We start from the raw sequence: 11,937 nt of genomic DNA, 5'->3' as shown, positions 1-11,937 counted from the left end.
CGATCGCGCCCTGGTTCATTGATTGTTAGGCCGCACGCGGCATTATCGCGCGCAGGAGTCGAGGACAGCACACCATGACCATGAATATCTTCGCCCCGCGCTTTATCGACATCGGTGCCGGCGCATCGGCGCGTATCGCCGTGACGTTGAGCAAACTCGGCGTGCAACGGCCCCTGATCGTGACCGATCCGGTCATGATGACACTGGGCCTGATCGGGCGGATCACCGAACCGCTCGATCAGGCAGGGATCCACGCCGTGATTTTCGGCGATACCGTGCCCGAACCGGTCGATACGATCGTGGATGCCGGGGTGCGGTTCGCGATCGATCGCGACATCGATTGCATCATTGCGTTCGGTGGCGGCTCACCGATCGATACCGCCAAGGCGATCAACATTCTCCTCGCGGCTCCCGAGGGTAGCCGGATGCGCGCATTCAAGGTGCCGTTTGCCGCGGATGTGGCGGCATTACCCCTGATCGCCGTGCCGACGACGGCGGGAACCGGTTCCGAGGCGACGCGGTTTACCGTGATCACCGACACCGAAACCGATGAAAAAATGCTGATCGGCGGGTTGGGGGCATTACCGAGCGCGGCGATCGTGGATTTTGAACTCTCGATGAGCGTGCCGGCCCGGACCACGGCCGACACCGGGATCGATGCCTTCACGCACGCACTCGAAGCCTTCGTGTCACGTCGGGCCAATCCGGTTTCGGACGCCTATGCACGCGCGGCGTTGGGCTTGATCGGGTCTAATTTGCGGGCGGTCTATCATGAACCCGAAAATCGCGCCGCGCGCGAGTCGATGATGCTGGGGGCAACGCTCGCCGGCCTCGCGTTTTCAAATGCGTCGGTCGCGCTGGTGCATGGAATGTCGCGGCCGATCGGGGCGCATTTCCATGTGCCGCACGGGCTGTCGAACGCGATGCTGTTGCCGGCGGTGACACGGTATTCGCTGCACGCGGCGCTGCCGCGCTATGCCGAGGCGGCAAGATTGGCCGGGTTCGCGCAGGATGAGGATGCCGATCAGGTGGCCGGGGCCAAGCTGGTCGATGAGCTCGAGACGATCAATTTCGATCTCGGCGTGCCGACACCCGAAGCGTTCGGGATCGTGCGCGCGGCGTGGGACGCGCAGCAGGAGGTGATGGCGGCACAGGCGCTGGCATCGGGCAGCCCGGCGAATAATCCGCTGGTGCCGGACGCCGCGGAGATCATCCGGCTCTACGCCGACATCTATTGAAGCAGGCGCGTCACCCCGGCTGGACCGTACCCTAGAAATCCTTGCCGAGCAGGCGGCGGTAGTAATCATGCGCGGGGGGCGCCAGATTGGGTTCGGCATCGCGGCGGATCAGCTCGTTCTGGATGGTGCGCGCATCCGAACGGGCACCGGCGCGACCGAGGCTGATGACGCCGCGACTTTGGTTGCCGTATTCGCCATGGCCACCTGAGGCCCGCTGGCCGAGGCCGGAGGGGCCGCCACCGGACCCGTGACCGGTCTGCATCGCCTGAAGCGCTCCCTCGGCCTGTTGCAACGCGGCAATGGCGGCACGCTCCGCGGGGACAGCGCCAGGCTCGTCGCCCATTTGAAGCCGGGTCGCCGCACTGTGCATCGCCCGCTGCCCTTCGCCGATCCGCGACGATGGGGGCAGACCCGCCTGCGCCATCGCCTGGGTGGCCTGTTGCAATTGCTGTTCGAGCGATCGCTGCTGTTGCGCGAGCTCCTGGCTTTCCGGGCTGGGCGGCTGTCCAGCCTGATTGCCCATGGGGGCGGGGGTGTCCTGCTGGGCGGTGCGGTCCATCAGCCGGGATTCCTGGCGCATCAGTTTCGACAAACTGCCCTCGGCTTGCTGCACCGCCTGTTGCTTCGCGCGCTGAGCCGCCGACATGGCCTTGGCGTTCTGCAACTGACGCAGCATGGCGTGGAGTTTCGCGAGGTCACGCTGCGCCTGGGCGGTATCCCCGGCGGCGGCTTCATCGGCGATCTGCTGGGCGAGCTGACTGATGGCGGACATCTGGCTGAGCTGCGCGCTCGTCGGGGCTTTCTGTCCCTGCGCCGAGAGGTGCGCCTGGGAGGCGGCGTCGAGCTCGGCCAGCAGCTTCTGCAACTGCACGGCGCTGGGCGATGTGCCGGCGAGCGCCTTGTTGAGAGCCGCTTCCAACGCGTGACGGGCGGCGGCGAGTTGCTGGGCGGCGCGGAACGCGGCGCCTTGTTCGGCGCGTTGCACCAGGGTCCACAGCTTGGCCTCGGGATCGCGCGCCTTGGGTGAGCCGGCCGCGAATTCCCGCGCGAATGCCGCAAGGTCGCGCTGGGTGGCCGGCGTGATCGGACCGGGCGGGGTGCGGGCGATCGCGCCCAGGGCCGCAGCCAGCGCCGGGCGGTCCTGCGGCGTGAGCGCCAGCCTGCGCCTGATCGCTTCGATCGCCTGGGCCGTTCTGTTATGCAAAATCGGTGCGGGCAGCGTCACGCTCGCCATGCCGGAGGTTCCGGTCTGGCCGGCCTTGTTGGTCGCGCGCAGATTGGCCGCGACCGGCATGCCGGCGTAGGGGCTGGCGAGCAGGTCGAGCAGCGCGTCGCCATGGGGGGCGGCGCCGAGCGGTACGCTCGCGGCATCGGGTTTCGCGCCGAGCGCCAGCAACGGCCGGAATTGCAGGACCAGATGGGTCAGGCCGTAGGGGCTGGTCGCCCGCCAGGAAAAATTGGTCCGCTTGCCGTCCGGGTCGGGGTAGGGCGGGGTGGTGAAGCCAATTTGCGGCGGCGTCGGCGCGCCGATGACCAGATGATACCGCGCGATCCGGTGCCAGAACGGCCCGATCGTGATCGTCGCCGGTGCGGTCAGCGCCAGCGTCGTCCGATAGCTGCCGCGCGCAATGGCGGCGAAACGCAGCGCATGGCCAGCGATCATCGCACGGGGTGCCTGGTCACCCGCGCCGGTCACGATCAGCGATAGCGACGAACCAGTCAGCGCGTGCACCACCTTTGCCCCCGGCGTGATCAACCGCGGCGCTTCGCCGGTCCAGCGTGGCGGGGTGATCCAGCCCTGCACTCTCGCGCCGCCCGCGCCGAACAGGCGCGGCAGCGACAGGCTGGCGGCGAGGCGCGATCCGGCGGAACCGCCTGCCGCAATCCAGGACGCGATCAGCGCCAGCACCAGCAAGGCCCGCAGCGCCAAAGGATCATGCGCCGCGAAATCCGGCGCGGGTCGGCCAACCCGTGCCGTGCTCAGCACGGCATCGATCCGGTTGCGATGCGCTTGCCATAACGGATTGCCGAGGGGCGTGATCAGCGCGGGAACATCCTCAAACCCGGCGATCGGGCGATGCCGCAAGCGGGAATCCCGCTCGATCCGCCGGTCGATCGCGGCCGGCTCGGGAGGGCTGAACTGATGCCGTGCGCGCGCCAGCGCCGCGATCAGCGCCAGCAGCGCCGCAACATCCGCCGGCCAGCCGCCGGCACCCAGCAGCGTCACGATCAGGAACAGCGCCACCACACCCAGCGGCCACAACGCCGCGATCGCCACCGCCTCGATCATCAGCACAACCCGCGCCCGGCGGCGCAGCCGCTCAAGGCGCTGCGCGATCATCGGATCGGAACGATCTCGCCGCGCCAGAGGTCGGAAACGCTTTGCCGCATTCTGATCAGATGGGATCGCTCCTGATCGATCAAGACCTGTGCCGCCAACGGACGACCATTAAACGTGTTGCTCATGTTCGCGCCATAGGCGCCGGCATCGAGGATCGCGACCAGGGCGCCCGGCGCGAGCCGCGGCAGATCGTAGGTGCCGAACCGGTCGCTGCTTTCGCAGACCGGCCCAACCACCTCGCTCGGCAGCGCCGGCGCCGTCGCGGCGACCGCATCGACCGGCACGATCCCATGGGTCGCGCCGTAGAGCGCCGGCCGCAGCAGGTCGTTCATGCCGGCATCGAGAACGCTGAAATGCGCCGCGTCGCTCGCCTTGGTCAGAGTCACCCGCGCCAGCAGCAGGCCGGCGGGAGCGACCAGCCAGCGGCCCGGCTCGATCGTCAGATCCAGCGTCCGATCGCCGATAACCCGCCGCACCATCGCGGCATAGGCCGGCAGCGGAAAACCGATGCCATCGTCATACGGAATGCCGAACCCGCCGCCGAGGTCCAGCCCGGTGACCGGCGTGCCTTCGGCGTTCAGCGCGTCGATCAGCGCGACGATCCGGCCATACGCCGCCTCAAACGGGGCAATGCTGAAGATCTGGCTGCCGATATGGGTGGAAAACCCGACCGGCCTGATGCCCGGCAGATTTTCAGCATAACGATACAACCCCGCCGCCTGATCGAACGCGATGCCGAATTTGTCGCCGGCGCGGCCGGTGCTGATTTTGTCGTGCCCGCCCGCCGCAATGTCGGGATTGACCCGCAGCGCAATCGGCACCGTCCGGTTCCGGGCGCTGGCGAGCGCTGATATCATCGCCAGCTCCTCGCCGCTCTCGACATTGAACTGCCCGATCCCGGCCTCGATCGCGGTGGCGATTTCGTCGCTCCGCTTGCCGACCCCGGAATAGACCATCGCCGCCGCCTCAATGCCCGCCGCCGCGGCGCGTGCATATTCGCCGGCGCTGGTCACATCGGCTCCGGCCCCGCCGATGCGCAGCAAGGACAAGATTGCCAAATGGTCGTTCGCCTTGACCGCATAGCGGATCGCCGGCTGAATTTCGGCATCGGCAAACATTGTTTGCAGCAAATTCAAGCGTTGGCGCAGCGTTGTTGCCCCATAGACCCAGGTTGGCGTGCCCTGTGTGGCGGCAATCGACGCCAGCGGGACGCCCTCGAAGCACAGCCCTTCCATCGCCGTCCATGCGAAATGTGGCCGCCGGGCGATCAACCGATGCCAGGGTCGATCCCGCTCAAGGTTCATGTCGATCTCTAAATCATTCATTGTGAGGGATATTGATGTGGATAGGTGATCGCGCTCGCCGGACCTGGTGGCGAGGGAGCGCCGGCACGGCCGCAGGCGGCGAGGGCGGCGCAGGCGAGGATCAGGATGAGGTATTTCATGCAAGCGCCGCCTGCCAGGACGCGGCGGCGCGGACCACGTTGTCCGGTGCGGTGCCGCCGATCGCCTTGCGGGCCGCGACCGACGCCTCGATGGTGATGGCGGCGAACACGGCTTCAGTGATGCGGGGTTCGGCCTCCTGCATCGCGTCGAGCGGCAGATCCGCGAGGTCGATCCCGCGGGCTTCGGCGGCGGCGACGAGGCGGCCGGTGACGTGATGGGCGGTGCGGAACGGCAGGCCGAGATCGCGGACCAGATAATCGGCGAGGTCGGTCGCGGTGGCGAAATCGGCGCCGGCGGCCTCGCGCATCCTTGCCTCATCGGCCTGCATGTCGCGGACCATGCCGGTCATGGCGGCGATGCTGAGCTCGGCGGCGTCGGCGGCATCGAACACGGCTTCCTTGTCTTCCTGCATGTCCTTCGCATAGGCGAGCGGCAGACCTTTCATGACGGTGAGCAACGCCATCAGCGCGCCGAAGATCCGTCCGGTCTTGGCGCGGGCCAGTTCGGCGGCATCGGGGTTGCGCTTCTGCGGCATGATCGAGGAGCCGGTGGTGAACGCGTCCGACAGGCGGATGAAGCGATAGGGCGCGCTGACCCAGATGATGATTTCCTCGGCGAAGCGTGAGAGATGCATCGCCATGATCGAGAGGGCGGCGAGGAACTCGACCGCGAAATCCCGATCCGAAACCGAATCCAGCGAATTGGCGGTCGGCCGATCGAACCCCAGCGCTTGCGCCGTCATATCCCGATCGATCGGAAACGTCGTTCCCGCCAGCGCCGCAGCCCCCAGCGGGCACTCGTTCAGGCGTCGCCGCGCATCAGCTAACCGCCCGCGGTCGCGCGCCAGCATTTCGACATAGGCCAGAAGATGATGCCCGAAGGTGATGGGCTGGGCGGTTTGCAGATGGGTGAAGCCGGGCATGATCGTGGCGGCGTGTTCGGCGGCGCGATCGGCCAACGCTCGCATCAGGTCGCGGAGCGCAAGATCGATCGCCCCGATCGCCTCGCGGACCCAGAGGCGGAAATCGGTCGCGACTTGATCGTTACGGCTGCGCGCGGTGTGCAGACGGCGGCCGGCCTCGCCGATTCGGCTGACCAGCCAGGCTTCGATATTGGTGTGGATGTCCTCCAGCGCCGGATCGAAGGTAAATTTTTGTGAAGCGATCGCATCGCCGATTTCGGTCAGCCCCTGGCGGATCGCGGCCTCGTCGTCTTTCGTAATGATCCCCTGATGCGCCAACATGGCGGCGTGGGCCAGACTTCCGGCGATATCCTGCCGCCAGAGACGATAATCGAAGCCGATCGAGGCGTTGATCGCCTGCATGATCGCGGCCGGCCCCTCGGAAAATCGACCGCCCCATTGCAGGCTGGCCCATTGCGCTTGCGGGCGGTTATGGCCAAATCCTGACGGAGCCTTATCTTGGAGCGGAGTATCGACGGTCATGACAATCGGACTTTCACGGCGGCATTTCGCGGCACTGGGTGCGGGGGTGTTACTGCCAGACTTAACGGCGCTTGTGGGGTTGGGCAAATCGGCCAGCGCCCGGCAGTTGCCCAGCGTTGCCCAGAACCTCGCGGAAACCCTGCCGGAGCCCGCGCCTGAGTTTCACTTCATGGACGCGTCGGGTCGTCGCCTGACTCTCGCCCATTACCGCGGCGAAGGGCTGATCGTGAATTTCTGGGCCACCTGGTGCCCGCCGTGCCGCGCCGAACTGCCCTCGCTCGTCGCGCTGAACCGGATCGTCCTGCCCGAGGGTATCCGTGTCCTGCCCATTTCGGTCGATTCCGATGGAATCAAGGCGGTCATTCCCTATTACAAAAAGCACGACATCACCGGCGTGCCGATGTTGATCGATCCTTCGTCGAGTGCGTTGCGTGCCTTCCAGGTCAACGGCATCCCGCTCACTGTGATCATCAACCGCAAGGGCGATGTCGTCGCCAGCCTGCAGGGCGCCGGCGACTGGAACAGCGCCGCCACCGCCACGAAAATTCGCCAACTCGTCGGCCCGCCGCTGCCCAAGCCCTCGTCCTCCACAGCGACGTGACATCGGCGCTGGCGCACCCTTGTCCTGCGCGCGCGTGGCTGATACGGCGCGCCTACTGAATTGAGGGTGATTCCGATGGCTGACAAGCGCGTGAAAAAAGTGGTGCTGGCGTATTCCGGCGGGCTGGATACCAGCGTGATCCTGCGGTGGCTGCAAACCAATTACCAGGCCGAAGTCGTCACCTTCACCGCCGATCTGGGCCAGGGCGAGGAGCTCGAGCCGGCGCGGCGCAAGGCCGAGATGTTCGGGGTGAAGGAGATTTTCGTCGAGGATCTGCGCGAAACCTTTACGCGGGATTTCGTGTTTCCGATGTTTCGCGCCAATGCGCTCTATGAGGGGCAGTATTTGCTCGGCACCTCGATCGCGCGGCCGCTGATCGCGCAGCGGCAGATCGAAATCGCCGAGATGGTGGGCGCCGACGCGGTGGCGCATGGCGCGACCGGCAAGGGCAACGATCAGGTGCGCTTCGAGCTGGCGTATTACGCGCTGAAGCCGGATGTGCGGGTGATCGCACCGTGGCGCGAGTGGGATCTGACCAGCCGGACCCGGTTGCTTGAGTTCGCGGAAGCCAATCAGATCCCGATTTCCAAGGACAAGCGCGGCGAGGCCCCGTTTTCGGTCGATGCCAATCTGCTGCATTCCTCCTCCGAGGGGAAATTGCTGGAAGACCCGGCGGTGGAACCCGATGAGATCGTGTATCAGCGCACGATCAGCCCGGAAGCGGCGCCGGATGTCGCGACCGTGATTTCGATCGGGTTTGCGCAAGGTGATGCCGTGTCGATCAACGGTGAGGAAGTTTCGCCGGCGACGCTGCTGACGCGGTTGAACGCGCTGGGGCGGGACAACGGGATCGGGCGGCTGGATCTGGTCGAGAACCGGTTCGTCGGCATGAAATCGCGCGGCGTGTACGAGACGCCGGGGGGGACGATTTTGTTGGCGGCGCATCGGGCGATCGAGAGTATCACGCTTGATCGCGAGGCGGCGCATCTCAAGGACAGCCTCATGCCGCGCTATGCGGAGCTGATCTACAACGGGTTCTGGTTCAGCCCGGAGCGGCGCATGTTGCAGGCGCTGATCGATACCAGCCAGCATTCGGTCACCGGCACGGTGCGGCTGAAACTCTATAAGGGCAATGTCATCGTGATCGGGCGCGATAGTCCGAATTCGCTGTATTCGGCGCGGATGGTGACGTTCGAGGACGATCAGGGCGCGTATAACCAGCAGGATGCGGCGGGGTTCATCAAGCTCAACGCGCTGCGCCTGCGGCTTGGCGCGGCGGTGGGCCGGCGTGGCGGGGCGTTGTAACGCCGGATCAGACGATCGATCCTCACGCCGCCACGCCGAACGCCGCCAGCATCCGCGCCTCGGCGCGCATGCCGCGATGAAAGCATTGCATTTCGAATTTCTCGTTCGGCGAGTGGATGCGATCGTCATCCAGGCCGAACCCGACCAGAAGGGTGCGCAGGCCGAGGTGGCGTTCGAACGCCTCGACCACGGGGATCGACGCGCCGCACCCGGCGAGGACCGGCGGTTTGCCGAATTCAGCCGCCAACGCCTCGCGCGCCGCACGGACGAACGGCGCATCGATCGGCACCATCAACCCCGGCGAGGCGCCGAACACCTCGAAATGGGCGTGGGCGTCGGGCAGCAGGCGCTGCTGCACGAAGCGTTTGAACCCGTCGATGATCCGGTCCGGGTCCTGGCCCGGCACCAGCCGGAAGGTTAGTTTGGCGCCGGCTTCGGCCGGGATGACGGTTTTGCTGCCGGCCCCCTGATAGCCGCCGAAAATGCCGTTGATCTCGGCGGTGGGACGCGACCAGTTCTGCTCCAGAACCGAGCGCCCGGCCTCGCCGCTGGCGTGTCGCAGCCCGATCGCGGCAAGCCAGGCGGCCTCATCGAAGCCGGTTGCCCGCCAGGAGGCGAGCATGTCCGCCGGGATTTCGGCGATAGCGTCATAGAAGCCCGGAATCGCGATGACGCCATTTTCGTCGAACAGCTCGCCGAGAATCCGCGTCAGCGCACGGATCGGGTTGAGCGCCGGACCGCCGAACAGGCCGGAATGGAGATCGCGGTTGGGGCCGGTGATTTTCAGCTCGACCGCGGCGAGACCGCGCAGCGAGGTGGTGATGGCCGGGGTGTCGCGGTTCCACATGTTGGTGTCGGCGACCAGGACGAAATCGGCGGCGAGGGCGGATCGTTCGGCGGCCAGCATGGCATCGAGCGAGGGGCTGCCGCATTCCTCCTCGCCTTCGAGCAGAACCGTCAGGTTCACCGGCAGCCGGCCGGTGACGGCCAGGGTGGCGCGGATCGCTTCGAGCACCATCATCACCTGGCCCTTGTCGTCCACCGCGCCGCGCGCGACGACACGTTGCCCGTCCGGCCCGTCGATCAATTGCGGATCGAACGGGTCGGCGTCCCACAGCGCGACCGGGTCGACCGGCTGCACATCGTAATGACCGTAGAACAGAATGCGCGGCGCGTTGCCGCCGGCGTGGTGGTGAGTGGCGATCACCCCTGGCAGGCCGGTGGTTTCCGACAACCGGGCCTCGAACCCCATGCCGGTCAGCAGATCGCGCATATGCGCGGCGGCGCGGCGGCAATCCGCTTTATGGGCGGGTTGCGCGCTGATCGAGGGAATCCGGAGCAGGTCGAACCAGCGGGCGCGGGAGGTTTCGAGATTGGCGTCGATATGCGCAAGAACCGCCTCGATCGATGGAGTGCTCATTGGTCATGCCCTTGGGTGTGCAGGTTCAGAGATAGAGCCGGGTGCGGGATCGGGGAAGGGTGGGTCATTCGGGTCGCTCGCGCAGGTCGAAGATCAGGACGGCGACGCCGCAGACGATCGAGGCATCCGCGACGTTGAAGACATACCAGTGGTAGCGTCCGATATGGGCATCGATGAAATCGACCACGGCACCGTATTGCAGGCGCGAGATGATGTTGCCTGTCGCGCCGCCGATGATCGCGCCGATCGCGAGTGACGTGGTCAGGCGCGGGGCGCGCCACAGCCAGATCGAGAGGGCGACCACGGCGAGGCCCGCGACGACGATCAGCAGGCGGGTGGCGTTGTCGCCGGCGAGGATGCCGAAGGTGACGCCGTGATTCCAGACCATCGCGAAATTCAGCACCGGCAGGATTTCGACCACGCCGCGCGCGGGGAGGTGGAGGTCGTAGAGCACCCAGTATTTCGAGGCCTGATCGGCCAGCAGCACCGCGAGGGCCATGGCCAGACCGGCGAGCCGGCGGTTCAAGCGACATACTCGCAGCAGCGGCGGCAGAGGGTCGGGTGGGCGGGGTCGGCGCCGACTTCGGGGAGGATTTTCCAGCAGCGGGCGCATTTGGTGCCGGGGGCGATTTCGACATTCGGCAGGGCGCGCAGCGGGGCGGCGGCACCGGCGCCGGCCTGATCCGGCGCGATCAGGGTTTCGGCGGCGGAGGTGATCAGCAATTCGGCCCAATTGACGTTTTGCAGTGCGATCGGGGCATCGACCGCGAGGGTGAGGGTGATTTTGGCCTGGAGCGAGGCGGCGATGTCGCCGGTGCGGCGGGCATCCTCCAGCATGGTGTTGGCGAGTTTGCGGATGGCGCGGATTTCCGTCCAGCCGGCGTCGAGCGCGTCATCGCGCCAATCGTCGGGGATGGTGGGGCATTGGGCGAGGTGGACGCAGGTCTCGTCGCCGAAGCGGGCGCGCCAGGCTTCGTCGGCGGTGAAGGGCAGGACCGGGGCGAGCCAGGTGGTGAGGCAGCGGTGCAGGATGTCGAGCAGGGTGCGGGCGGCGCGGCGGGTTTCGCTCTGTTTGAGCTGGTGGCCCTCGGCATCGAGCATCACGTCGCAATAGAGGGCGTCTTTGCGGATGTCGAAATAGAAGGCGGAGAGGTCGTTGTTGCAGAACTGGTGGATCGCGGGATAGACGCCGGTCCAGTCATGGGTTTCGACGGCGCGGCGGCGCATTGTGTCGAGCTCGGCGAGTTTGTGGAGCATGTAGCGCTCGAGCTCGGGCATGGCGGCGGGTTCGAGGATTTCGGCTGCGGTGAAGCCATCGAGGCTGCCGAGAATCCAGCGGAGCGTGTTGCGGATGCGGCGGTAGAGGTCGGCCTGTTGTTTCAGGATGTCCTTGCCGATGCGCAGATCGTTATGGACGTCCGAATTCATCACCCAGAGGCGGAGGATGTCGGCACCGTAGAGGTCGATGACTTCCTGCGGGGCGGTGACGTTGCCGAGGGATTTCGACATTTTGCGGCCCTGCTCGTCGAGCACGAAACCATCGGTGACGATGGCTTTGAAGGGGGCTGCGCCGCGGGTGCCGATGGCTTCGAGCAGCGAGGCCTGGAACCAGCCGCGATGCTGATCCGAGCCTTCGAGGTAGAGATCGGCCGGCCAGGGCATGTTGCGGGATTCGAGGACAAAGGCGTGGGTCGAGCCGCTTTCGAACCAGACGTCGACGATGTCGAACACCTGTTCGTAATCGTCGGGGTTGTAGTCATTGCCGAGGAAATCGGCGGCGGGGCGGGCGTACCAGGCATCGGCGCCTTCGGTTTCGAACAGGGCGCGGGTGCGGGCGAAAACGGCCGGGTCGTTGAGGATGGATTTGTCGGTCTTGCTGACGAAGATGGCGATGGGCACGCCCCAGGCGCGCTGGCGGGAGATGCACCAGTCGGGGCGGGATTCGACCATCGAGCGGATGCGGTTGCGCCCGGCATCGGGGACGAAGCGCGTGGCGTCGAGGGCTTCGAGCGCTTTTTCGCGGATGTGTTCGGGACCGTCCATCCGGATGAACCAGTTGGGGCGGGCGAGGTAGATCAGCGGGGCTTTGGAGCGCCAGGAATGGGGGTAGGAGTGGCGGAACTCTTCGCGTTTGAGGAGGGTG

General features: G+C 66.4%; 10 protein-coding genes. 3 read left to right on the top strand and 7 right to left on the bottom strand.

All coding sequences use genetic code 11. The features are described 5' to 3' along the window. The first annotated feature begins 74 nt into the window (after window positions 1–74). On the top strand, window positions 75–1,238 hold the full coding sequence (locus ACP5E6_RS05895) for an iron-containing alcohol dehydrogenase (RefSeq protein ID WP_427952776.1): 1,164 nt from the start codon (window positions 75–77) through the stop codon (window positions 1,236–1,238). 31 nt (window positions 1,239–1,269) lie between these two features. Here ACP5E6_RS05895 and ACP5E6_RS05890 read toward each other — a convergent pair whose 3' ends face one another. Genes ACP5E6_RS05890 through argH form a run of 4 tightly spaced genes read right to left on the bottom strand, consistent with a single transcriptional unit; the run spans window position 1,270 to window position 6,468 of the window. Then, the gene (locus tag ACP5E6_RS05890) at window positions 1,270–3,579 is read right to left on the bottom strand and encodes a DUF4175 family protein (protein ID WP_427952774.1); all 2,310 of its coding nucleotides are present in this window, start codon (window positions 3,577–3,579) and stop codon (window positions 1,270–1,272) included. Beyond that, entirely contained in the window at window positions 3,576–4,904 is a 1,329-nt protein-coding gene (gene lysA / locus ACP5E6_RS05885; protein ID WP_427952772.1) for a diaminopimelate decarboxylase, read from the bottom strand. The genes ACP5E6_RS05890 and lysA overlap by 4 nt, the downstream gene beginning before the upstream one ends. Further along, window positions 4,901–5,023 (bottom strand): hypothetical protein, encoded by a 123-nt coding sequence (locus ACP5E6_RS05880; protein WP_319613856.1) that lies wholly within the window; start codon window positions 5,021–5,023, stop codon window positions 4,901–4,903. Before ACP5E6_RS05880 ends, lysA begins: the two co-directional genes overlap by 4 nt. Then, window positions 5,020–6,468, bottom strand: a complete 1,449-nt coding sequence (argH, locus tag ACP5E6_RS05875; RefSeq protein ID WP_427952770.1) for an argininosuccinate lyase — start codon at window positions 6,466–6,468, stop codon at window positions 5,020–5,022. Before argH ends, ACP5E6_RS05880 begins: the two co-directional genes overlap by 4 nt. Between argH and ACP5E6_RS05870 the strand changes: the two genes are divergently transcribed. Both ACP5E6_RS05870 and ACP5E6_RS05865 read left to right on the top strand, forming a co-directional pair. Then, entirely contained in the window at window positions 6,467–7,069 is a 603-nt protein-coding gene (locus tag ACP5E6_RS05870) for a TlpA family protein disulfide reductase (protein WP_427952768.1), read from the top strand. The two genes, argH and ACP5E6_RS05870, sit on opposite strands and share 2 nt — an antisense overlap. Window positions 7,070–7,144: 75 nt before the next feature. Next, window positions 7,145–8,374: an argininosuccinate synthase gene (locus tag ACP5E6_RS05865; RefSeq protein WP_427952766.1), complete on the top strand. Its 1,230-nt coding sequence runs from the start codon at window positions 7,145–7,147 to the stop codon at window positions 8,372–8,374. 22 nt (window positions 8,375–8,396) lie between these two features. Here the strand turns inward: ACP5E6_RS05865 and ACP5E6_RS05860 are convergent, their stop codons facing one another. The 3 genes from ACP5E6_RS05860 to ACP5E6_RS05850 form a co-directional block, all read right to left on the bottom strand. Next, complete coding sequence (locus ACP5E6_RS05860; protein WP_427952764.1) at window positions 8,397–9,794, bottom strand: dipeptidase; 1,398 nt, start codon at window positions 9,792–9,794, stop codon at window positions 8,397–8,399. A 64-nt stretch (window positions 9,795–9,858) separates the two neighbouring features. Further along, on the bottom strand, window positions 9,859–10,293 hold the full coding sequence (lspA, locus tag ACP5E6_RS05855) for a signal peptidase II (RefSeq protein ID WP_427952826.1): 435 nt from the start codon (window positions 10,291–10,293) through the stop codon (window positions 9,859–9,861). Window positions 10,294–10,316: 23 nt separating this feature from the next. Beyond that, window positions 10,317–11,937: class I tRNA ligase family protein (locus ACP5E6_RS05850; RefSeq protein WP_427952762.1), on the bottom strand; the 1,621-nt coding region annotated here is incomplete at its 5' end.

It is taken from the genome of Acidiphilium sp. (genome assembly GCF_049977125.1).
Taxonomy (GTDB): Bacteria; Pseudomonadota; Alphaproteobacteria; order Acetobacterales; family Acetobacteraceae; genus Acidiphilium.
The sequence above is the reverse complement of the archived record's forward strand: the minus strand, read 5'-3'. Positions and strand labels throughout refer to the sequence as shown.

Bases quoted from the DNA above. Each gene is read 5' to 3' on its own strand.
- ACP5E6_RS05895 (WP_427952776.1), top strand. From the start codon at position 75: ATGACCATGAATATCTTCGCCCCGCGCTTTATCGACATCGGTGCCGGC.
- ACP5E6_RS05890 (WP_427952774.1), bottom strand. From the start codon at position 3,579: ATGATCGCGCAGCGCCTTGAGCGGCTGCGCCGCCGGGCGCGGGTTGTG.
- lysA (WP_427952772.1), bottom strand. From the start codon at position 4,904: ATGAATGATTTAGAGATCGACATGAACCTTGAGCGGGATCGACCCTGG.
- ACP5E6_RS05880 (WP_319613856.1), bottom strand. From the start codon at position 5,023: ATGAAATACCTCATCCTGATCCTCGCCTGCGCCGCCCTCGCCGCCTGC.
- ACP5E6_RS05870 (WP_427952768.1), top strand. From the start codon at position 6,467: ATGACAATCGGACTTTCACGGCGGCATTTCGCGGCACTGGGTGCGGGG.
- argH (WP_427952770.1), bottom strand. From the start codon at position 6,468: ATGACCGTCGATACTCCGCTCCAAGATAAGGCTCCGTCAGGATTTGGC.
- ACP5E6_RS05865 (WP_427952766.1), top strand. From the start codon at position 7,145: ATGGCTGACAAGCGCGTGAAAAAAGTGGTGCTGGCGTATTCCGGCGGG.
- ACP5E6_RS05860 (WP_427952764.1), bottom strand. From the start codon at position 9,794: ATGAGCACTCCATCGATCGAGGCGGTTCTTGCGCATATCGACGCCAAT.
- lspA (WP_427952826.1), bottom strand. From the start codon at position 10,293: ATGGCCCTCGCGGTGCTGCTGGCCGATCAGGCCTCGAAATACTGGGTG.